Raw genomic sequence first — 20,794 nt, forward strand, 5'->3', positions numbered from 1 at the left:
ACATTATAACAAAATATTCTCTTTGCGACTGTGAGCAAATGAAATTTACAGGCGAATAATTATGAGGAGGAAAAAAGAGCAGGAGGAAAGCTCATGAAAACATTAGTATGTTTTGGAGACAGCATTACAGCTCACGAAATAAATGATGATGATTCACTGAGACTGACCTCGCAAGTGCGTCTGTCGTTTAATAAGTGGAATGTAATTAATGCAGGTGTACCAGCTGAGACAACGAGATTGGCCTTAACCCGATTTCAGGAAGATGTCCTGAGGCATGAACCTGATTTGGTTACAATCCTTTTTGGAGCAAATGATGCAAGCACCCACCGTTTAATTGATGTGGAAGAATACAAGAACAATTTAGTTTATATGATCGAAAAGCTTGGACCGTCAAAAGTAATTTTGATATCGCCATCGCCAGTGAATGAGAACCAGCAGCATGCCAGAACGAATGAGCGTACGCAACAATATGCGAAAGCTGTAAAAGAACTGGCTGAAACATATAATACTCATTTTATCGATTTATGGACAGAAATGTCTGGCCGGAACTATAAGCAAATGCTGGTCAATGATGGTCTTCACTTTAATAAAAAAGGCTATAAACTGTTAGCGGGTCTGGTCATTCAACAAATGGAAAAGTTAAAAAAAGCTAAGAAAACAAAAAAAAGGTTTGCCTCAATGGCAAAAATACAAAAAGGCTGAGAGAGGACCTCTCAGCCTTATTTTTATAGCTATTGCTGGCTGTTGTTTTTGGTTTGATCCAGTTCTTTCTGAAGTTCAGCCAACTGCTGGCGTTCAGCATCGGAGGAATCTGCCATTGCAGATGAAATGATGTTTTCCGCTACCGAAATATCTTCATTGCTGAAATCGTTGGATTGGGCGCTCAGTTGCTCATGTTGAGGATTGTTCTGATGTTGATGCTCCTGCTCATCATGTTTGCCAACGAGGTTGGAAACAGCTTCTTTTGCCCGTTGAAAAATATTGTTTCCCATTTAATTACCTCCCAACGTTATATTTTTCTGCACTTCTTGCTGTGTTTCTTTGATTTCTTTATTCAGGTGCTGCTCTGCATTTACATGCTTTACTGCGTCTGCCCCTTGCTGCACCGCCCGCTTTGATTTGCTGTGTTTGCTCATGGTGATGACCTCCTCAAAGGGTTTAGTATAGTTTTTGCAGCTACTTGAGTTTTATGTAGAAAAGGAAACATTCCAAAAATAAACACCCCGGCAACTTTTTGCCGGGGTGTTTGAGTATTACATATTCAGCGCAAGGACTTCCTCCAAATAAAGAGCAATTCCATCTTCTTCATTGCTTTTAGTCACATAATTTGCGATGTTTTTCAGTTCGGAAATGGCGTTGCCCATGGCAATTCCATGGCCTGCATATTCGATCATCTCCAGATCATTATCTTCGTCTCCAAAAGCGATGATTCTTTCTTTGGGGATATTGTAATAAGCCGAGATTTTTTGTAAACCAACGGCTTTATTAAGTCCGGAACGAATGACTTCAATAATATTCCAGGGTGCTGCCCATACACGCTGATCAATCACTTCTGCATGTTCCTTCCTCAGCTGCTCCCGCAATTCGTTTACATGGTGATCCTGGGGATGAATCAGCAGGGATGTAGGATCATCATTCAGTCTTTCGTTCAGATCGCCTGTTTGCGCTGGATTTTCACCCATGATGAACGTATCGACGATTACTTGGTCTTCTTTATGAAGATATACATCGTCCAGTACTTCTGCCATTATATTCTTCACTAGGAAATCCTCTGCTGTTTTAATCACCTTTTTTGCCTGTGACAATTCCAATGGAGAGTGGTATACACCAAACGATGGATTATGCGGATGATGAACAAATGCTCCGTTAAAATTAACGATGGGTGTATCCAGTCCGAGCTCCTCATAATATTCCGTGCTTGCACGGTAAGGGCGGCCGGTCGATATACAAACAACATGCCCCTCCTGCTTCGCCTTCAGAACAGCATTTTTAGTACGCTGTGAAATGACTTTATTGTCGTTCAATAATGTGCCATCCAGATCAAGTGCAATTAAATACGGTTTCTTCATTAGGGTTCCTGCCTTTTCGTCGATTTCAAATTAAGTGTAATGGTTTCCCATCTGACTGTCCAATATCAGTCCAATATTAGGAAGTTTTACACAGACTGTGTGAGGGTAATGCTAACAATATAAGAGGAGGAGATTTTCCATGAAGAAAAAATACTTATTGCTCTCAGGCTTTGCAATTTCCGCTGCAGGAGTCACTTCCTACCTGTTAAGAAAAGGATCAAACCGTACCATGGCCAAAATGATGGCCAATGAGGTACTGGAAAAAATAATACCATTTATAAAACAAGAAGATAATACGAATTTACCTTTAAAAAAAGCGGGTCATCCTGATCCTTATGATTACGAGGATACAAAAATGGTTGGAGAGGGAAGCATGTATCCCGTGAATTATTACAATAAAAAACAGTAACAATGAAAATAATAAATGGACTCAACATTTCGATGAACCCGTGAAAACGGGTTTTTTTATCGGCAAATTTCATTTAACTTGTTATGATATAAAAAGAATAACGATGAAGGAGAAAAATATGGTAAACATTGAATCGCGTTCTATAAAATCCATTCCTGTGCTTCATGCTTTTGATGAAAAGAAGCAGGGCGATAAACTTCCATTAATGATTTTCATACACGGATTTACAAGTGCAAAGGAGCACAATCTTCATTTCGCCTATTCGCTTGCAGAAAAGGGATACAGAGTGATTCTTCCAGATATGCTGCATCATGGAGACCGGATGAGTGATGTTTCCGCAGACAGGAGAATGTATTCCTTTTGGGATATTGTGATTCAGGGAATTCAAGATGTAAATACCCTGATTAAAGCACTGAATGAAGAAGGACTGATTGATCCTGAAAGAGTAGGTCTTTCCGGGACGTCCATGGGAGGAATTATAACCTTTGGCGCCTTGTCTCAATATCCGTTTATTAAAGCGGCGGTCACGCTTATGGCAACACCGGGATATGAAGCATTTGCTTATTGGCAGATTGAAAAAATGAAGCAGCTTGAAATCTCCCTACCCTATTCCCAGGAAGCGCTGGCGAAGATCATGTCGATTATCAAACCATTTGATTTGACCGCAAACATGAAGAAACTGGATAACCGTCCCTTGCTTTTATGGCACAGCAAAGTTGATCAGGTGGTTCCGTACAGCCAGAGCTATGAATTTTACCAAAAAGCAAAACCGCTCTATAAAAATCCTGAAAATATTCAATACATATCCGATGAAACATCAGGTCATAAAGTCTCCAGGACGGCTTATCTCGAAGCAGTGAAGTGGTTCATCAAACATCTATAATTCTCAAACATCTATAATGCTCAAACAACTAAAAAAGAGGTGAACAGCATGCCGATTGAAAAAAGGGAAATTATACAGGTTTGGGACGCCGTAGCAAGAGTCCTGAAGTATCAGCTGGAACTTCCATTGGAATCGGTCAGCCTTGAGGAAAGTGATGGCCGCTACCTTGGTGAAGATATTTTGGCCACACATGATGTTCCGCCTTTTGACCGCTCCCCTTACGATGGTTTTGCCATCCGGGCAGAAGACACAGCAGGGGCATCCAGGGATGAGCCTGTGAAGCTCAACGTGATTGATTCCATCGGTGCGGGCCATGTTTCGGATAAGGAAATAAAACAAAACGAGGCAGTGAGAATCATGACGGGCGCTGCCATTCCAAAGGGAGCAAATGCGGTCATCATGCTTGAACTCGTGTCCGAAAAAGAAAAGAATATGATCTCGATCTCACGGAAAGTCGAGGAAGGCGATAATATTTCCTTGCAGGGAGAGGACACGCCTGAAGGGACAACGATCCTAAAAAAAGGCACCCGTATTCATTCGGGTGTAATTGCCGTGCTTGCGACGTTCGGATACCATACAGTCAAGGTTTTTAAAAAGCCCGTTGTTGGAATTCTGGCCACAGGTACGGAACTTTTGGACGTGGAAGAAGAATTGGTCCCGGGGAAAATCAGAAACAGCAACGCTTACATGATTGCTTCGCAAATCAAAAGAATGGGAGGAGATCCCCGGATTCTCGGAAAATTGCCGGATGACTTTGATGAAACGTATGCGGGCATTCTGCAGGCTATGGAAAAAACAGACCTGGTCATCACCACAGGCGGAGTTTCCGTCGGAGATTTTGATCATTTGCCAGCCATTTACAAGAAAATGGGAGCTGATCTTCTTTTTAATAAAATCGCTATGAGGCCTGGAAGTGTAACCTCTGCGGCAGTATTCGAAGGAAAGCTGTTGTTTGGCCTTTCCGGAAACCCGTCGGCCTGCTTTGTAGGCTGTGAATTGTTCGTAAGGCCTTATATGCTTGGTTCCTTACATGCCCAAAAGGTCCACCTTGGTGCTGTGACGTCTATCCTCCAAAAGGATTATCCAAAGCCCAATCCTTTTACTCGATTTGTCAGGGGCAGGGTGGAATGGAACGGAACTGCCGCAGCTGCTTCACCTGTCGGGCTGGACAAGTCGGGGTCAGTATCCTCCCTGTCAGAGGCAAATGCTCTGATCGTTCTGCCAGGAGGGTCAAGAGGTTGGAAAAAAGGATCACAGGTGATGACCCTTTTATTGGAAGGTGAAGGAAGTGTCTGGCCATGGGATCAAGCATTAAAATCCAGATCGTAGGATATAAAAACAGTGGAAAAACGACTCTGATTGCAAACCTGCTGCAAGCAGCTGCCATAGAAGGCCTTCGGGCAGGAACTCTAAAGCACCATGGCCATGGCGGCCGGATCGCATTTCAGGATGAAAACAGGGATACAGGAATCCATCGCAGCGCAGGAGCCGTTGTTTCAGGGGTGCAGGGGGAAGATACGTTTCAGCTTTGTCTTGACCAGCCGCTTTCATTCTCAGGGCTGATTCGTTTATACGAGCCTCTTGACCTTGATCTCCTGTTGATCGAAGGGTTTAAGGAAGAACAGCTGCCGCGTGTAGTTTTACTAAAACAAGATGAAGATGTGGAACTGCTTGACTGCAGTACACATGTCCTGCTGGTTATTACCTGGCCATCGGTATCAGCAGAACTGATTCCGCAGGTGTATCCTGTTTACAGACTGAACGAACAAGAACGATATATCGATTTTCTGAAGGATTGGATGAAAGGGATGAACACATGAAGCCATTTGAAATAACAGAAAACACCATTTCTGTTCAGGAAGTTGTTGATAAAGTTATTCATCCCGATGCAGGTGCAGTGAATACCTTTATCGGGACTGTACGGGAAATGACAAAGGGGAAGAGAACCACTTATTTGAAATATGAAGCATATATTCCGATGGCCGAAAAACAGCTAAGCAAAATTGGGGAAGAAATTGCCGCCGAATGGCCAGATTCGAAATGCGCCATCACTCACCGGATTGGTGAACTGGGGATTTCAGAGATTGCTGTTGTCATCGCTGTCTCCACACCCCATCGCGCCCACTCATTTGAAGCGTGCCGGTATGCGATAGAACGGATTAAAGAAATCGTGCCAATCTGGAAGAAAGAGCACTGGGAAGACGGAAGTATGTGGGTTGGAGATCAGTTGGAAACCACTTCCTATTCAAAAGGCCACCCGGAAAGTGAGGGGGAATCAAAATGATAAAAGTATTGTTGTTTGCCGGCATGCAGGAGCGTGCAGGGAAAAGCGAAATTCAACTGAATGAACCGCATCTTCTTGTTTCGGAGATTAAAAGAAAACTGGAAACTCAATATGATTTTCCGCAAATGTTTACAGGCTGTCTTTCCGCAGTCAATGAAGAGTTTGCTGACGATGATACCGAAGTCCGTTCAGGAGATGTTGTCGCTTTTATTCCGCCTGTCAGCGGAGGATAAAGAACCGGATTTTTGATCCCATTCCTCTGAACATGAAAAGCATAAAAGAGTGCCATTCGCATGGACCCCATTTAAGAAGCCCTCTAGACAATAGACGGGCTTTTTACATTGCCTGCAGTATCCCACTAATTCTTTCAAACGCCATCCCTCCTTATTTCATATCCCATTCGCTATTTGGACTTGTTGATTTCCGTGAGTAACAGTCATTCAACTGTTTTTTTAGTATAAACCCCAAACAAACGACCTACAAATCAAAAAAATAAAAAAATTTATAAATATACAGTTGAATTTATCTTTATACATACATATAATGATACATAAATCAAAAACATTGAGGTGGGGTCGTTGAAAGTCGGTATTGTAGGAGCTACTGGCTTTGGTGGACTGGAACTTATCCGACTGCTGAAGCAGCATCCTGAAATAAATGAGCTTATTTTGTATTCGTCCAGCAAAAAAGATGAACAAATACAATCAGTTTATCCCCATCTAAATGGATTGGCTGAAGGTACACTGCAGGCGATCGATCATGAAAAAATGCCGGAACAGGTTGAAGTATTGTTCAGTTCTGCGCCGACCGGTGTATCTGCGAGTCTGTTGCCTCCTTTGCTTGACAAGGGAATGAGGATTATTGATTTGGCGGGAGACTACCGTCTTAAGAAACAAGGAGAATATGAGCAGTGGTATAAAAAAGAACCGCCTGAGCGAAAGTGGGTGGAAAAAGCGGTATACGGAATGCCAGAATACAATAGGGAAAACATCAAGTCGGCCCAGCTCATTGCCAATCCCGGTTGTTATCCAACGGCAGCTCTGCTTGGATTGCTGCCGCTTGTTACTAAGAATTTAATAGATACAAAGTCGATCATCATTGATGCTAAGTCAGGGATTTCCGGAGCAGGTGCTGTTCCTTCTTTTACGGCACATTTTCCGGTTGCCAATGATAATCTTCAAATCTATAAAGTGAACCGGCACCAGCATATTCCTGAGATCGAACAAATGCTTCATCACTATTCCAAAACAAAGGATCCCATAACCTTCAATACCCATCTGGTCCCGATGACCCGTGGAATCATGAATACCATGTACGCTACGGTAAATGAGGGGACGACGGAACGGGAGATTGAGGATACATTTTCTGAATATGCCGCGCAGCATCCATTTATCAGGCTTTCACCACAGGGAACGTTCCCTTACACAAAGCAGGTGTATGGAAGTAATTATTGTGATATTGGCTGGTCATTCGATACACGGACAAACCGGATCACAACGGTCGCTGTTATCGATAACCTAATGAAGGGTGCAGCGGGTCAGGCTGTGCATAATTTCAACTTAATGAACGGGTTCCCGGAAAATGCAGGATTACAAGCAAGTCCGTTGTTCCCATAAATGAGAGGAGAGTTGATGTGGCTTCAATCGTATCAACCTTAAAAAAAGTGACAGGATCAAATATTACCTTGCCGAAAGGATTCTCTGCCGCGGGAATCAACTGCGGCATTAAATACAAGAAAAAAGATTTAGGCATCATTCTGAGTGAAAAACCGGCCGCTGCAGCGGCAGTTTATACGACCAATAAAATCAAAGCAGCACCGCTTGCAGTAACAAAAGAAAGTATCGAAACCGAAGGAATCCTGCGGGCTGTGATCGTCAACTCAGGCAATGCCAATGCGTTTACCGGCACTCAGGGAATCCTAGATGCCTATGCCATGCGAAGCCAGGTTAGCGAAGTGTTTGGCTTGAGCGAGTATCATGTAGGCGTGGCTTCAACAGGAATCATCGGTGAAACAATGCCTATTGATACAATTCTTGCGGGGATTAGAAAGCTTCATCCCCAATCCAGACTAGAGAACGCCCTTGAGTTTAGCCAGGCGATTTTAACAACAGATACAAAAACAAAAAATGCATGCTATTCCTTCCAGGTTGGAGAAAAAGAAGTGGTGCTGGCCGGAACAGCGAAAGGCTCAGGCATGATTCACCCTAACATGGCAACTATGCTTTCGTTTATGACCACAGATGCCAACATCTCATCCGAGAACCTTCACTATGCCCTAAGAAAAGTAACGGATCAAAGCTTTAACTGTATTACGGTGGACGGGGAAACTTCAACAAATGATATGGTCCTCGTCATGGCGAACGGATGTGCCGGAACCGAAGAGCTGACACCTGAGCATCCAGATTGGGGAACGTTTTTGCAGGCATTGACTCTAACTTCGACAGATTTGGCAAAAAGTATAGCCAGAGATGGTGAAGGGGCAACCAAATTGATTGAAGTCACCGTAGAGGGAGCTGCAAGCGATCAGGAAGCGCGGATTGCGGCAAAATCCATTGTGGGTTCACCGCTTGTAAAAACCGCGATTTTCGGCTGTGATCCTAACTGGGGAAGGATTGTAGCTGTCCTAGGTTATGCCAATGTTGAAATTGTTCCAGAACAGATTGATTTGTCGATCGGTGGTTTTCCAGTTCTGTTAGCCAGCGAAATTTTACCATTTGATGAAGAAGGCATCTCTTCCTACTTGAGCGGCAGTGACATTTCTATCTCCGTGAACCTTCATGCTGGAAATGGAAAAGGCAAGGCGTGGGGATGTGATTTAACGTATGACTATGTCCAAATCAATTCAAGCTACACAACGTGAGGGGGAGAAGGTATTGGATCAAATCGTAATCATCAAATGTGGCGGCAGTGTTCTGAAATCTCTCCAGCCTTCGTTTTTTCAGCGGTTGAAGGAAATGGAGGAAGAAGGCAAGAAAATCATTTTGGTACACGGCGGTGGGCCGGATATCACCAAATACATGAATGCCTTATCCATTCCTGTTCAATTTATTGACGGGGTAAGGCGGACCTCTGGGCAAGCGGCCGAAACGGCTGAAATGGTGCTTGCCGGACAGCTTAATCCTTGGTTTGTGTACCAGTTGAACCAGCTGGGACTGAAGGCGATTGGGCTAAATGGAAACGATGGAGCGTTATTGGAATGTGATTATTTAAAGAAAGAACAATGGGGCCATGTGGGCAAGGTGGTATCTGTAAACAAAGGAACGCTGACACAGCTCATGAGTGCAGGCTTCATACCGGTCATCGCTTCGGTGTCCAGAAATTTAATCGGTGATATTTTGAACCTGAATGCCGATACGGTAGCCTTTGAAGTCGCTTCAGCCATGGAGGCAGAGTCCTTGATTTTCGTAACGGATGTTGACGGCATTCTTGCAGAAGGCAAGACGGTTGAAAAAGCAACCACGTCTTCCATCCTGAAGCTGATCGAGACCGGCATTATAACAGGTGGAATGATACCGAAAGTTGAAGCAGCATTGAATTGCCTACAGTCCAAAATAAAAGAAATTCAAATTGTCGGCAAAGAGCTGAAGGGTACGTTGATTGTCAAAGAGGAGGTTTTCTTATGAGCGCGTTGTTTTCCAACTATGGCAGATGGAACCTGGAAATTGAAAAAGGCAGCGGATGCCAAGTGACGGACACACAAGGAAAAAAATATCTGGATTTTACAAGTGGAATCGGGGTTTGCAGCTTGGGCCATGTTCATCCAGCAGTAACAGAAGCAGTTACCGAACAGTTGAACAAACTGTGGCATACCTCCAATCTGTTTCAATCATCCCTGCAGGAGCAAACGGCAGAACTGCTCACCGCCCCTACTCACCTAAGCAAAGTCCTTTTTTGTAACAGCGGAGCAGAGGCGAATGAAGGAGCCATTAAATTGGCCAGAAAATATACAGGAAAAACAAAAATCATCACCTGTCTTCAATCGTTTCACGGAAGAACATACGGTTCAATGTCAGCCACCGGACAGGAGAAAATCAAGGCGGGCTTTGGACCTATGGTGGAAGGATTTGAACACGTTCCGTTTAATGATTCTAACGCACTGGATCAGGCAGCAGATGCCGATACGGCAGCAATAATGATCGAGGTTGTCCAGGGAGAAGGCGGGATCAACCCGGGATCGGTGAATTATTTGAAGTATATCGGAGAGCTATGCAATAAAAAGGGCATTCTTCTGATCATTGACGAAGTGCAGACGGGAATAGGCAGAACAGGAAAGCCCTTTGCTTTCAGCCATTTCGGTCTTGAACCTGACATCGTAACAGCAGCAAAGGGGCTCGGAAACGGTTTTCCGGTGGGTGCCGTTATCGCAACAGAAGAAGTAAGCAGCGCATTCGGGCCAGGCAGCCACGGTACCACTTTTGGCGGGAATCCATTGGCCATGGCAGCAGCCAGTGCAGTGATGAAAGAAGTATTTGAACCATCGTTCTTGGAAGAAGTTCAGAAAAAGGGTGAATACCTGAAGGAAGAGCTTCAAAATAGACTATCAACCTATGAAGAAGTTCATGAAGTCAAAGGGCTTGGGCTGATGGTCGGGATCCAATGCAAGGGAAAAGTAACAGATCTGATCACAGAGCTTCAGCAAAATGGAATTCTTGTATTGTCTGCCGGAGAGCATGTTTTACGGCTCCTGCCTCCGTTAACTGTATCCTATGAAGAATTAAGGATGGGAATCGAAGAAATCAGCAAAGCAATAAAGAAACAAACAGTGACTGCATAAAGTCTTCTTTTTATACACTTTTATGTATAAAAATCCAATGAAATAAATGTATATGCAAAGGAGAAGAAACGATGAAAGGATATTTGCAGCTTTCCAATGGGGAGAGCTTTGAAGGACAATGGCACGGAACCCCGCAGTGCACGAGCGGAGAAGTGGTGTTTTTTACAGGAATGACTGGCTATCAGGAAGTGTTGAGTGATCCTTCCTATCACGGACAAATCGTAGTGTTTGCTTATCCACTGATAGGAAACTATGGAATTAATGGAGAGGATTTTGAATCCATTGTTCCTCAGCCGGCAGGTGTGATCACGTGTGCCGCAGATGAAACAGGCCATCACTATCAGTCACTGGAACCTTTATCGGCATTGCTTAATAAACATGGTATTCCGCTGATCAGTGAGGTGGATACCCGTTCACTAATCAAGCTGATCCGTGCAGAAGGCGACATGAAGGGTGTACTGTCATCCAGCCTGCAGCATATCGAGCAGTATAAAGAAAAGAAAGGCGTGCAGGGCAAACTGGTAAAAGAGGTTTCCGTCCAGGAAGCTGAAACTCACGGGAAAGGCAAATACCATATTGTCCTTCTTGATTTTGGTTATAAAAAATCCATTGTTGAGGCACTCGTAGAAAATGGATGCAAAGTAACAATTGTCCCATTTGATGAGAAAGAAGAAGTCATTCATAAATTAAAGCCAGATGGCCTGCTGTTCTCCAACGGACCAGGGAATCCGAAAGAACTGGCTCCCTACATGCCGGTATACCGAAGGCTCGCTGAACTTTATCCTTCATTTGGTATTTGTCTCGGACATCAGCTGTTGGCACTTGCATTCGGAGGAAATACCCAAAAACTGAAATTCGGCCACAGAGGGGCAAATCATCCGGTTATCAACCTTAAAACAAACAAAGTGGCAATGAGCTCCCAGAACCATGGCTACGTGGTGGAAGAGGGAAGCCTGATTTCTACGGGATTTCATGTTCTCTATAAAAATATTAATGATGGAAGTGTGGAAGGAATGTATCACGATACCTATCCCGTTGTGACCACCCAGTTTCATCCCGAAGCGAATCCCGGACCAGAAGACCACGCCCATTTGTTTGCCAGCTTTCTGGAATTAATTCGTGAAAAGAGGAGCGAGAAGATTTATGCCTAAGCATCAAGAGATTCATAGTGTCCTGGTCATTGGATCAGGGCCAATCGTCATCGGCCAGGCAGCTGAATTTGACTATGCTGGCACCCAGGCCTGCGCTGCGCTGAAAGAGGAAGGAATTCACGTCATTCTGGTAAATAATAATCCGGCTACTATTATGACGGATGAAACGTATGCCGATAAAGTCTATTTTGAACCCATGACTGCCGAATCAGTGGCCAACATTATTAAAAAAGAACGGCCTGACGGTCTTTTGGCATCAGTGGGAGGCCAGACCGGACTAAACCTTGCCATGGAACTTCAAAAAAGCGGTGTTCTTGATGAACATAATGTCACACTTCTTGGAACCAATCTGGATTCCATTACAAAAGCAGAAGACCGTGAATGCTTCAGAACGCTCATGCACGAACTGAATGAGCCTGTGCCGGACAGCCAAATTGTAACGACACCACAGGAAGCCATTGATTTTGCACTGGAGATTGGGTATCCGGTAATCGTACGCCCGGCTTATACGTTGGGAGGTTTTGGTGGGGGGACCGCTCAAACGGAGGATGAGTTGACCCTCATTATCAATAAGGGACTTTCAGCAAGCCCCATTTCCCAGTGCCTGATTGAAAAAAGCATTGCAGGCTACAAAGAGATCGAATATGAAGTAGTCAGGGACGCCAATGATACATGCATAACGATCTGCAACATGGAAAACATTGATCCGGTTGGCATACACACCGGGGATTCGCTCGTAGTGGCGCCAAGCCAGACGATGACAGACCAGGAATACCATATGCTGCGGTCTTCAGCGATAAAAATTATCCGTGCACTAGGAATTATTGGCGGATGCAATATCCAGTTTGCCCTGGATACTGAAAGCAAACAATACTATTTGATTGAGGTTAACCCGCGCCTCAGCCGATCTTCTGCTCTTGCCTCAAAAGCAACGGGTTACCCAATCGCCAAGATTGCTGCCAAATTGAGCGTGGGATATCACCTTCATGAACTGAAAAATCCGGTAACCGGTACAACTTATGCAAGCTTTGAACCGGCTCTTGATTACATTACAGTGAAAATGCCGCGATGGCCTTTCGATAAGTTTCCGGAAGCAGAAAGAAAGCTCGGAACACAAATGAAAGCAACAGGAGAAGTCATGGCGATCGAGAGAAATCTTGAAGGAGCCCTCCAAAAGGCCGTCCGCTCCCTGGAGCTGGATACAGAAGGCTTTTTTCTAAAAGAATTGACGGCTTTGGGTACTTCGGAGCTGAAAAACCTTCTCGTTTCTGCCGATGACCGCAGATTTTTTGCGATTCTGGAGCTGCTCAACCGGGGAGTGTCAGTGGAAGAAGTACATCAGCTCACGCAAATTAATACATTTTTTCTTTATGCATTTAAAAAACTGGTGGATCTGTATCAGGAAATCCAGTCAAGCTCTTTCGCTGCTGCTGAAAAAGAACAGATATCCGCTTGGAAAAAAGCCGGATTCACTGATCAAGCTCTCGCCCAGGCGTGGAGTGTACCTGAGGAGAAAGTCAGAGAAAAAAGGAAAACGGCAGGAATTGTTCCCACTTATAAAATGGTGGATACCTGTGCAGCGGAGTTCATGGCCAACACTTCTTATTACTATTCCAGTTGGAGCGGAAAAAACGACAAGGCTCCGAGCGCCAAGGAGAAGATCGCCGTTATCGGTTCAGGTCCCATCCGTATCGGCCAAGGGGTAGAATTCGATTACTGCTGTGTACATGGCGTACTTGCCCTGCAGGAAGCAGGATTTGAAACCATACTGATTAACAATAATCCTGAAACAGTGAGTACGGATTTTGAAGTGGCGGATGCGCTGTACTTTGAACCGCTCTCTTTCGAAGATATTATGAACGTTCTTGAATTTGAAGGAGCACAAAAAGTGATTCTTCAGTTTGGAGGACAAACCGCGATCAACGTGGCAAAAGAGCTCGAGGAAGCCGGTATTGAAGTACTGGGATCCAAAGCGGACCTGATTGATGAAATGGAAAACCGTGAACGTTTTTATGGCTTCCTGAAAAACGTGAATATACCGCATGTTCCTGGAGAAACAGCTTTTGACTTCCAGGAGGTTCTGAATTGCGCGATGAACATTGGGTATCCTGTGCTGCTTAGACCTTCATATGTAATTGGAGGGAAAGGGATGGTCATTGTAAAGAACGAGGAAGAACTGAAAACGTACCTCGCACATCATACCATCGAGTATCCGGTACTGGTGGACCGTTACATTTCCGGCAAAGAAGCAGAGGTGGATGTTCTTTCGGATGGAATCCATGCATTCATCCCGGGAATCTTTGAGCATATTGAACCCGCAGGTGTTCATTCAGGCGACAGTACAGCCATTACTCCACCGGTAAGCATAGAACCCGGCATCATTGATCTTATCGTTTCTTATTCAAAGAAAATTGCAGCTTCTATGGAATTCAAAGGAATATTCAACATTCAATTTGTCATTAATGGACCGGACGTTTTTGTACTGGAGATCAATCCACGGGCTTCCCGTACAGCACCGATCTTTAATAAAATCTCAGGTGTGAATATCATTCAGGCCGCGGTTCATGCCATGCTGGATAAAACCCTTGTGGAACAGGGAATCCATGCAGGTCTGCATAACAGCCATTTTACAGCGGTAAAAGCGCCAGTTTATTCCAACATAAAACTTCCAGGGCTGTCACCAAAGGGAGCACCGATTATGCGTTCAACAGGGGAGGTTCTTGGAATGGGGAAAAGCGTTGAGGAAGCTGTGCAAAAAGTGCTTGCAGGCACCAATCCTACAGCAAGAACCGGTGAGGGAGGCCACCCTGTAAGTCTTTATGCGGATATGAACAAGGATACACTGACACTTAACGAGACAAATATCCTTCAGAGATGGAAGGACCAAGGGGTTACCGTTATCCATCCGGAGGAGCGCTCATTTGAAGAATGGGTGTCATCCCGGGACAACGGCATTTATTTTTCGGAAGGCAAAGATAAAGAGGCCCTGGTGAGATTGAAAAAAGCCAGTCTTTCAGGAAAATACGTATTTACTCAATGGGAAACATGCGCCTTTTATCAATATGGGCTTGTACCAGCGACGGATCAGGTTTTTCATATCAAAGAAATTCAGGAAGGAAAGGAAGTTCGACTATGAATCCAGCAATTACTCATAAAGAAACCAGTCTGAAAGGAAAGCATCTCCTTACCCTGGCAGATTGGAGTTCAGAAGAAATTCAGCAGATCCTGAACTATGCGATTCAGTTGAAAAAGGAAAAGCAGCCAAAACAGGTGCTGGCAGGCAAAACACTGGGCATGATTTTCGAAAAATCATCAACGAGAACAAGAGTTTCATTTGAGGTGGGAATGCTGCAGCTCGGAGGTCATGCTCTTCATCTCAGCTCGCGAGATATTCAGATGGGAAGAGGAGAATCAATTGCGGATACTGCAAAAGTACTTTCCCGTTACCTGGACGGCATCATGATCCGAACATTTCAGCATGAAATCGTGGAAGAGCTTGCAGCGCACGCAGATATACCTGTGATCAATGGCCTCACTGACGACTATCACCCATGCCAGGTACTTGCAGATTTAATGACCATTCTGGAATACAAAAAAACATTTGCGAATCAAAAGCTCGCGTATGTGGGAGACGGAAACAACATGGCGCACTCACTCATGATAGGTTCTGCAAAAGTAGGGCTCAACTGCACGATTATTACGCCGGAGAACTATGAACCGAAACAAGAGATTGTACAGAAAGCCAAAGAAATTGCCCAAAAAACTGGTGCGGAAATTGTCGTTACTCACGATTTGAAAGAGGGTATCCGTGATGCAGATGCAGTTTATACCGATGTTTGGGCAAGCATGGGCTGGGAAGCCGAAGCCGATGAACGTGTATCCGCTTTTCAGGATTACCAGGTAAACCAGGAGGTTCTTGCGCTGGCCAAACCGGATTATATCTTTATGCATTGCTTGCCTGCACACCGCGGTGAAGAAGTGACAGCTGAAGTGATTGACGGGCCAAATTCGGTCGTTTTTGATGAAGCGGAAAACCGACTCCATGTTCAAAAAGCGCTAATGGCATCTGTCATGTAAGGGGATGAACACATTGGGGCTGGGTGAATAACATGAATTAGTAAGGAGGTGCCCCATGTTTAACAACCAAAACCCTTATTATACTCAGCAGCAAGTCCACCAGCAGCAAACAGGCTATCAGCAGCAAGGCTTTCAGCAGCAAGCTTACCCCAACCCTCAAATGATGAAAAAAATGCAGAAGCTGTGCCGGAAAAGTATTCAGCACTATGTCACCGTCACCTTGCTGGACGGTAGCATGTATGAAGGATTTATTGAATTTATGGACGGTCAGAATATTTATTTTGCTTCTCCCATCGTGGACGAGGGGCAGAACAGTGAAAGAGAAAACAGTGATACGGAACTGGATTACCCTTATTATGGTTTTGTACAGCCGGTAAGAAGCTATGAGATCGAACGGTTTATCATTCCTTTATCCAATCTGGCGAACGTGATGCCGGTTACGTATTACTAAAACAAAAAGACTTTTGCCAGCCGTAATGGCTGGTTTTTTTATGCTTAATTGGGCATAGTAAAATACAAAAATATAAAAGGGGTGATCATATGGGGCAATCTCATCAATTCAAGCATGGACAAAAAGCGCCGAACAATGGCGTTTATGTCGAAATCGGTGAAACGGGCAGCATGGTAAACGATCCAAAGGAAGTTAAACTCAGCGCAGGTGATTCCTTTCCTGAGAATTCAAACCATAACCGCGTATGGACCTATAAACGCAAACCATAAGGCGAAGAAAAAAAGGGACTGTCTCAGGCCCTTTTTTCTCTGTTTTGAAATTCTTCTTTTACATTCTGAAGGAGATGGGGATCTGTTAACAAATCGTATCCGGTCAGTGCCAGCGTTTTAGCGCCGATTAGCATCGCGTTATAGCCCTGCTCCGAATTGGCTGCATCACAAAACTCGGTTGTATGCAGATTATGAGAACCATCGGTTATTTTGATGTAAGGATGAACAGCAGGAACGACTTGGCTTACATTTCCCAAATCAAGAGATCCGTGGTCATTTCCGGTTTCAATTTCCTCTACGGGAATGCCTAGTGATGCAAGATTTGTTGTGAATGTATCTGACATCACTTCATTCGTAAGCAAGTTTGCGTAGCCGAGCTCATAATGAGATGATTCCCATTTACAACCTGTACTAAGTGCTGCCCCTGCAGCACAGTCCTTTACTCGGCGGACGAGATCAGGAAGCTGTTCAATTGTAGCCGCACGTATATAAAATCGTGCCTGGGATTTATCAGGAATAACATTGGGAACAGTTCCTCCGGCTGTAATAACACCGTGGATTCGTACATCGGGAGTCACTTGCTGCCGGAGTGCATTGACACTGTTGAACAATGCAATTACAGCGTCGAGAGCATTGATCCCTTCGTGGGGAGAAGCCGCGGCATGTGCTGATTTCCCTTTAAAATCAAATTGCAATGCTTCCATGGCCATGCTAGAGCCGCTTCGTTCAAAAGCCTTATACGGATGGCACATCAGGGCTGCATCTACACGGTCAAAGTAGCCTTTTTCCGCCAAGTGAACTTTCGCACCACCTGTTTCTTCTGCAGGTGTACCGTAAACAATAACTTTACCACCGGTTTCCTTGATCACTGTGCTTACTGCAATTCCTGCAGAGGTACTCATGGTACCAATCAAATTATGCCCGCATGCATGGTTAATATCGGGCAAGGCATCATATTCAGCAAGGTAGCTGATCACCGGGCCGGGTTTTCCGCTGTCATAAGTCGCAATAAACGCTGTTTCCATTCCCTCAATGTTACGCTCTACTTCAAATCCAAAGTGTTCCAGGGTTTCAATTAGTTTAGCGGAGGACTTTATTTCTTCATAGCCCAGCTCGGGATGATTCCAGATGTATTGTGCAACTTCTTTAAAAAGTGGATACTGTTCATCGAGAAATGCTGTTAGAACCTCTTTCATGCTAGATAACCTCCTATATGATGAAAAAAAGCCCTTCACAGATTGTGAGGGGCTGCTTTTTATTACTCTGCCGTTTCTGCTTCAGCGGGAAGTACGGCACCAATGATGATGACAAATACGGCAAATACAACACCGAAAACAGATGCAGTCGAAAATGTTGCAGAGTCATATTTTCCGCCCTGCATCGATTCCAGTACGTAAAAAGCCATATTGCTAAGTAGTAAAGACCAGATGATTGTCCAGATATAACGCATTTTGTTCACCTCAACTTTATGTAAACGACTTCTTCTTCTGATATAGTAACAAAAAATAAAGATTTTGTCTTTAAATCTTTAAGGAAATCATTTGAGAATAGGCATATCCCTTCTCCAGTTTCACAAAACGGACATAGTATAAGTAAGAAAATTTTGGATGAGGGGAGAAAAGTGAGCATCGAAGAGAGGAATTTCCGCTTAGATGGACAATGGAATACGATACATCTTCCTGAACAGCCAAACGGTTTTGCTGTCATGATATTTGGCGATTGCAATCATTTCGTAGATCAACAGACAAGTTTGTGGAAACAAAACAAGGATCGGTTTGAACTTATTCAAACGCTCAAGCAACAAGGCTATACCGTATTTTATTCCAATCTATATGGAAGAAATTGGGGTAACCAGGAAGCGGTAACTTTAGCAAGAAGAGTTTACCGTTATGTCATAAAATATGAAATTCTTAATTCATCTATTCATATTTTGGCGGAGGGTATGGGTGCGCTCGCAGCAATTGATTTTATAAATGACATGGAAGGGTCCATACGTTCTGCGGTTTTTCTTAATCCGTGCCTGAATCTTAAAAGCCATTTCCAGCAGGAGAAAAAGAACAAATTATTTTTAAAAAGAATCCGTAAAGAAATTAGCCAGGCCTACGGGGTTAATGAGCAAAAAATGGACGAATTTTTGGAAAGAACAGTAGCGCGTTTTACATTAAAACATGAAGTGCCGGTTAAAATTTTTCATGATGCAACGGGCACGGTTTATCCCTTTAAAGATCACAGCCGACCATTTGAAGCATCCTGCCTTGAAAAAGGATATGCTATTTCCCTGACTATACAAATGAGCAGTAAAAGTCAGGAAAAATTTCTGGCCGTGCCTCGGTTTTTCAGATTATATGAATCCATCCTGTAGCAATTTGCTGCAGGATTTTTTGTGAAAATCGATTGAGATGCATACTCAGCGGGATGAAAAATACGATATAGAGAGAGAAAAAGAACGGAGGAGCATTTGATGAAACGTGCTGTCGTTACAGGAGCCGCGGGATTTATTGGCTCACATTTGTGCACAAAGCTGCTGGAAGATGAGATCGAAGTAATTGGAATTGATTCGGCGCGGTCAACAGAGAAGTTGGATTATATTGGCCGTCATGCAAGTTTTGAACTGATCAACGAGCCCGTGGAACAAGTGGATTTAAAGAAAATCATTAAAAAAGCTGATACCGTCTTTCATCTGGCATGCGGTATCCATCCAAATGAAGAATGGAATGACATAGAAGATAAGGTGAAGCAGCATATTCAATCCACCAGGAGCCTGATCCAGGCGATACCTTCGAAAACAGTCAAGCTCATCTATGCATCATCCTATGATGTGTATGGAAAAAAAACAGGAAAAGTGACAGAAACCTCTTCAACCAATCCAGAAACCTTATTTGGCCTCATTAAGCTGACAGAAGAAAATTATATTCGTATGGCAGCAGCAAACCACCCGGTTTCTTACATTATTCTTCGCTTTCCCACGATATATGGTCCCTGGCAGCCATCGGAAATGACTTTCCAACAAATCATCAATGTTAACGAGCAGGACCGGGACACCATGAACATCCGAAAAGATTCTATAACCGAGGATGCCATTTATGTGGACGATGCCGTACGTGCATTATGCCTGGCAGCTGAAAAAGGAGAAAAACGGACCATTTATAATATAGGAAGCGGCACAAACGGTGAGTGGCGGAAGGGGTTAAAACTGCTCTCCATAAAAGAAGAGGACTTTCCAAAGGAAAAAAGGAACATGGTGGTTGTCGGTGAAAAAGCTCAACAGGAATTAGGATTTCATTCAGACATTCACATTGAAGAGGGGATAAAAAGACAAATACAGCATACTAGACAATGGAGAAAGAATGAAGGATGAAAAAGGGGAATTTTGTTTCCCTTTTTTTTATTCCTTCCATTATACTAGTTTAGGGGGATGACCGTGACGATAGAATGGGATGTGTTCGTGAACCATGAAGATCTTACAAGGGCTATTGGTGGCATGTTTGCTGGCCGCACTGACTGGATGTCAGGAAAAAAGGGAAGGAAAACTTAAAAATGCAGGGCTGTTCGTACAGGATACCATTAATGATCAAGGCTGGGCTGACCAGGGATACAAAGGCCTGATCAAGATCCAGGATACATACGGAAATGAAGTTGTATATAAAGAAAAAATGCAAATGAAAGGAAAAGTTAAGAAGGCAGTCAAAGAATTTCAAAAGGATGACGTCAATCTTGTTTTTGGACACGGGAAAATTTATGCTGATTTATTCAGTCAGATCAGCAAAGATTATCCGAAGATGCACTTTGTGAGCTTTAACGGCGAGGTGACAGGTAAAAATACGACAAGCATTCATTTTAAATCGTATGCGATGGGGTTTTTTGCCGGAATGGTTGCTGCAAAAATGAGCCACTCCAACCACCTGGGTGTGATCGCCGCTCAGGAATGGCAGCCTGAAATCAAAGGATTTGCCGAAGGGGCCCATTTTCAAAAAAAAGATATCACTGTCGATACCCAAGTGATGCACAGCTGGAGCGATAAGGATCGAGCGATTGCTTCATTCAAGCGAATGGCCGCTCAGGGTGCAGATGTTTTTTATCCGACTGGTGACGATTATACTGTACCGGTAATTGATGAAGTGAAAAAGAAGGCATTATATGCCATCGGATATGTAACGGATCAATCAGATTTGGGTCGTGGTACGGTATTGACAAGTACGGTGCAAAACGTAGAATATGTATATAAATCTGTTGCTGGACAGCATGATGCTGGAAAGCTTGAGACCGGTAATCTTCAATATGGCTTCAAGGAAAAAGCCATTACAATGGGGCGTTTCAGTCCCCGGGTGCCTTCTGCATTTCAAAAAGAGATCAGGAAGGGCATTGAAGAGTATAAAAAAACCGGAAAACTCCCCAACGGAAAATTCAGTCGAGATTGAGCGCAGGAG

At 43.9% G+C, this 20,794-nt stretch carries 24 protein-coding genes; 19 read left to right on the forward strand and 5 right to left on the reverse strand.

The annotated features are described in order from the left end of the window. Nucleotides 1-93: 93 nt before the first annotated feature. Nucleotides 94-702, forward strand: coding sequence for an SGNH/GDSL hydrolase family protein (locus tag BLT53_RS03665; RefSeq protein WP_090232856.1), 609 nt, complete (start codon nt 94-96; stop codon nt 700-702). Between the two features lie 29 nt (nt 703-731). On the opposite strand, the gene BLT53_RS03670 is transcribed toward BLT53_RS03665, so the two are convergent. From BLT53_RS03670 to BLT53_RS03675, 3 genes are all read right to left on the reverse strand, one after another. Then, the gene (locus BLT53_RS03670) at nt 732-992 is read right to left on the reverse strand and encodes a DUF3813 domain-containing protein (protein ID WP_090232857.1); all 261 of its coding nucleotides are present in this window, start codon (nt 990-992) and stop codon (nt 732-734) included. Beyond that, nucleotides 993-1,136: a hypothetical protein gene (locus tag BLT53_RS24915; protein WP_170834218.1), complete on the reverse strand. Its 144-nt coding sequence runs from the start codon at nt 1,134-1,136 to the stop codon at nt 993-995. 117 nt (nt 1,137-1,253) lie between these two features. Further along, nucleotides 1,254-2,069, reverse strand: coding sequence for a Cof-type HAD-IIB family hydrolase (locus BLT53_RS03675; RefSeq protein WP_090232860.1), 816 nt, complete (start codon nt 2,067-2,069; stop codon nt 1,254-1,256). 139 nt (nt 2,070-2,208) lie between these two features. On the opposite strand from BLT53_RS03675, the gene BLT53_RS03680 reads away from it, so the two are divergent. The 15 genes from BLT53_RS03680 to BLT53_RS03755 all read left to right on the forward strand — a co-directional run bounded on the left by BLT53_RS03680 (nt 2,209) and on the right by BLT53_RS03755 (nt 16,367). Continuing rightward, nucleotides 2,209-2,478: a hypothetical protein gene (locus BLT53_RS03680; protein WP_090232861.1), complete on the forward strand. Its 270-nt coding sequence runs from the start codon at nt 2,209-2,211 to the stop codon at nt 2,476-2,478. A gap of 118 nt (nt 2,479-2,596) precedes the next feature. Further along, nucleotides 2,597-3,361 carry an alpha/beta fold hydrolase gene (locus tag BLT53_RS03685; RefSeq protein WP_090232863.1) on the forward strand — a complete coding sequence of 255 codons (765 nt, stop codon included), beginning with the start codon at nt 2,597-2,599 and terminating at the stop codon, nt 3,359-3,361. A 48-nt stretch (nt 3,362-3,409) separates the two neighbouring features. After that, nucleotides 3,410-4,690, forward strand: a complete 1,281-nt coding sequence (locus BLT53_RS03690) for a molybdopterin molybdotransferase MoeA (protein WP_090232864.1) — start codon at nt 3,410-3,412, stop codon at nt 4,688-4,690. Next, the gene (gene mobB, locus BLT53_RS03695; RefSeq protein WP_090232866.1) at nt 4,660-5,181 is read left to right on the forward strand and encodes a molybdopterin-guanine dinucleotide biosynthesis protein B; all 522 of its coding nucleotides are present in this window, start codon (nt 4,660-4,662) and stop codon (nt 5,179-5,181) included. Before BLT53_RS03690 ends, mobB begins: the two co-directional genes overlap by 31 nt. Then, nucleotides 5,178-5,645, forward strand: a complete 468-nt coding sequence (locus BLT53_RS03700; RefSeq protein ID WP_090232867.1) for a molybdenum cofactor biosynthesis protein MoaE — start codon at nt 5,178-5,180, stop codon at nt 5,643-5,645. Before mobB ends, BLT53_RS03700 begins: the two co-directional genes overlap by 4 nt. After that, nucleotides 5,642-5,878: a MoaD/ThiS family protein gene (locus tag BLT53_RS03705; RefSeq protein ID WP_090232869.1), complete on the forward strand. Its 237-nt coding sequence runs from the start codon at nt 5,642-5,644 to the stop codon at nt 5,876-5,878. Before BLT53_RS03700 ends, BLT53_RS03705 begins: the two co-directional genes overlap by 4 nt. A gap of 336 nt (nt 5,879-6,214) precedes the next feature. Continuing rightward, nucleotides 6,215-7,261: an N-acetyl-gamma-glutamyl-phosphate reductase gene (argC, locus tag BLT53_RS03715; RefSeq protein WP_342027839.1), complete on the forward strand. Its 1,047-nt coding sequence runs from the start codon at nt 6,215-6,217 to the stop codon at nt 7,259-7,261. Between the two features lie 26 nt (nt 7,262-7,287). After that, nucleotides 7,288-8,505 carry a bifunctional ornithine acetyltransferase/N-acetylglutamate synthase gene (argJ, locus tag BLT53_RS03720; RefSeq protein WP_090236682.1) on the forward strand — a complete coding sequence of 406 codons (1,218 nt, stop codon included), beginning with the start codon at nt 7,288-7,290 and terminating at the stop codon, nt 8,503-8,505. 13 nt (nt 8,506-8,518) lie between these two features. Further along, the gene (gene argB / locus BLT53_RS03725) at nt 8,519-9,268 is read left to right on the forward strand and encodes an acetylglutamate kinase (RefSeq protein WP_170834219.1); all 750 of its coding nucleotides are present in this window, start codon (nt 8,519-8,521) and stop codon (nt 9,266-9,268) included. Continuing rightward, nucleotides 9,265-10,419 (forward strand): acetylornithine transaminase, encoded by a 1,155-nt coding sequence (argD, locus tag BLT53_RS03730; RefSeq protein ID WP_090232876.1) that lies wholly within the window; start codon nt 9,265-9,267, stop codon nt 10,417-10,419. The genes argB and argD overlap by 4 nt, the downstream gene beginning before the upstream one ends. A 71-nt stretch (nt 10,420-10,490) precedes the next feature. Next, nucleotides 10,491-11,570, forward strand: coding sequence for a carbamoyl phosphate synthase small subunit (locus BLT53_RS03735; RefSeq protein WP_090232877.1), 1,080 nt, complete (start codon nt 10,491-10,493; stop codon nt 11,568-11,570). Further along, entirely contained in the window at nt 11,563-14,706 is a 3,144-nt protein-coding gene (gene carB, locus BLT53_RS03740; protein ID WP_090232879.1) for a carbamoyl-phosphate synthase (glutamine-hydrolyzing) large subunit, read from the forward strand. The genes BLT53_RS03735 and carB overlap by 8 nt, the downstream gene beginning before the upstream one ends. Then, nucleotides 14,703-15,647, forward strand: coding sequence for an ornithine carbamoyltransferase (argF, locus tag BLT53_RS03745; RefSeq protein WP_090232881.1), 945 nt, complete (start codon nt 14,703-14,705; stop codon nt 15,645-15,647). The genes carB and argF overlap by 4 nt, the downstream gene beginning before the upstream one ends. A 55-nt stretch (nt 15,648-15,702) precedes the next feature. After that, entirely contained in the window at nt 15,703-16,098 is a 396-nt protein-coding gene (locus tag BLT53_RS03750) for a hypothetical protein (protein ID WP_090232882.1), read from the forward strand. Between the two features lie 89 nt (nt 16,099-16,187). Then, nucleotides 16,188-16,367 carry a YjzC family protein gene (locus BLT53_RS03755; protein ID WP_090232884.1) on the forward strand — a complete coding sequence of 60 codons (180 nt, stop codon included), beginning with the start codon at nt 16,188-16,190 and terminating at the stop codon, nt 16,365-16,367. 23 nt (nt 16,368-16,390) lie between these two features. Here BLT53_RS03755 and BLT53_RS03760 read toward each other — a convergent pair whose 3' ends face one another. Next, complete coding sequence (locus BLT53_RS03760; protein ID WP_090232886.1) at nt 16,391-17,563, reverse strand: M20 family metallopeptidase; 1,173 nt, start codon at nt 17,561-17,563, stop codon at nt 16,391-16,393. A gap of 62 nt (nt 17,564-17,625) precedes the next feature. Continuing rightward, nucleotides 17,626-17,817 (reverse strand): YjzD family protein, encoded by a 192-nt coding sequence (locus tag BLT53_RS03765; protein ID WP_061968958.1) that lies wholly within the window; start codon nt 17,815-17,817, stop codon nt 17,626-17,628. 171 nt (nt 17,818-17,988) lie between these two features. Here BLT53_RS03765 and BLT53_RS03770 point away from each other — a divergent pair, with 171 nt between their 5' ends. The 3 genes from BLT53_RS03770 (at nt 17,989) to BLT53_RS03780 (ending at nt 20,785) form a co-directional block, all read left to right on the forward strand. After that, nucleotides 17,989-18,729 (forward strand): hypothetical protein, encoded by a 741-nt coding sequence (locus BLT53_RS03770; protein ID WP_090232888.1) that lies wholly within the window; start codon nt 17,989-17,991, stop codon nt 18,727-18,729. A 99-nt stretch (nt 18,730-18,828) separates the two neighbouring features. Further along, the gene (locus BLT53_RS03775; protein ID WP_090232889.1) at nt 18,829-19,725 is read left to right on the forward strand and encodes an NAD-dependent epimerase/dehydratase family protein; all 897 of its coding nucleotides are present in this window, start codon (nt 18,829-18,831) and stop codon (nt 19,723-19,725) included. 94 nt (nt 19,726-19,819) lie between these two features. Then, nucleotides 19,820-20,785: a BMP family ABC transporter substrate-binding protein gene (locus tag BLT53_RS03780; protein ID WP_090232891.1), complete on the forward strand. Its 966-nt coding sequence runs from the start codon at nt 19,820-19,822 to the stop codon at nt 20,783-20,785. Nucleotides 20,786-20,794 lie beyond the last annotated feature (9 nt).

Source organism: Fictibacillus solisalsi (assembly GCF_900103485.1).
Taxonomy (GTDB): domain Bacteria; phylum Bacillota; class Bacilli; order Bacillales; family Fictibacillaceae; genus Fictibacillus_C; species Fictibacillus_C solisalsi.

Bases quoted from the DNA above. Each gene is read 5' to 3' on its own strand.
- carB (WP_090232879.1), top strand. From the start codon at position 11,563: ATGCCTAAGCATCAAGAGATTCATAGTGTCCTGGTCATTGGATCAGGG.
- BLT53_RS03665 (WP_090232856.1), top strand. From the start codon at position 94: ATGAAAACATTAGTATGTTTTGGAGACAGCATTACAGCTCACGAAATA.
- BLT53_RS03750 (WP_090232882.1), top strand. From the start codon at position 15,703: ATGTTTAACAACCAAAACCCTTATTATACTCAGCAGCAAGTCCACCAG.
- BLT53_RS03775 (WP_090232889.1), top strand. From the start codon at position 18,829: ATGAAACGTGCTGTCGTTACAGGAGCCGCGGGATTTATTGGCTCACAT.
- BLT53_RS03690 (WP_090232864.1), top strand. From the start codon at position 3,410: ATGCCGATTGAAAAAAGGGAAATTATACAGGTTTGGGACGCCGTAGCA.
- BLT53_RS03670 (WP_090232857.1), bottom strand. From the start codon at position 992: ATGGGAAACAATATTTTTCAACGGGCAAAAGAAGCTGTTTCCAACCTC.
- BLT53_RS03685 (WP_090232863.1), top strand. From the start codon at position 2,597: ATGGTAAACATTGAATCGCGTTCTATAAAATCCATTCCTGTGCTTCAT.
- mobB (WP_090232866.1), top strand. From the start codon at position 4,660: ATGGGATCAAGCATTAAAATCCAGATCGTAGGATATAAAAACAGTGGA.
- BLT53_RS03735 (WP_090232877.1), top strand. From the start codon at position 10,491: ATGAAAGGATATTTGCAGCTTTCCAATGGGGAGAGCTTTGAAGGACAA.
- BLT53_RS03755 (WP_090232884.1), top strand. From the start codon at position 16,188: ATGGGGCAATCTCATCAATTCAAGCATGGACAAAAAGCGCCGAACAAT.
- argD (WP_090232876.1), top strand. From the start codon at position 9,265: ATGAGCGCGTTGTTTTCCAACTATGGCAGATGGAACCTGGAAATTGAA.
- BLT53_RS03700 (WP_090232867.1), top strand. From the start codon at position 5,178: ATGAAGCCATTTGAAATAACAGAAAACACCATTTCTGTTCAGGAAGTT.
- BLT53_RS03705 (WP_090232869.1), top strand. From the start codon at position 5,642: ATGATAAAAGTATTGTTGTTTGCCGGCATGCAGGAGCGTGCAGGGAAA.
- BLT53_RS03680 (WP_090232861.1), top strand. From the start codon at position 2,209: ATGAAGAAAAAATACTTATTGCTCTCAGGCTTTGCAATTTCCGCTGCA.
- BLT53_RS03760 (WP_090232886.1), bottom strand. From the start codon at position 17,563: ATGAAAGAGGTTCTAACAGCATTTCTCGATGAACAGTATCCACTTTTT.
- BLT53_RS03765 (WP_061968958.1), bottom strand. From the start codon at position 17,817: ATGCGTTATATCTGGACAATCATCTGGTCTTTACTACTTAGCAATATG.
- BLT53_RS03675 (WP_090232860.1), bottom strand. From the start codon at position 2,069: ATGAAGAAACCGTATTTAATTGCACTTGATCTGGATGGCACATTATTG.
- argF (WP_090232881.1), top strand. From the start codon at position 14,703: ATGAATCCAGCAATTACTCATAAAGAAACCAGTCTGAAAGGAAAGCAT.
- BLT53_RS24915 (WP_170834218.1), bottom strand. From the start codon at position 1,136: ATGAGCAAACACAGCAAATCAAAGCGGGCGGTGCAGCAAGGGGCAGAC.
- BLT53_RS03780 (WP_090232891.1), top strand. From the start codon at position 19,820: ATGAAGATCTTACAAGGGCTATTGGTGGCATGTTTGCTGGCCGCACTG.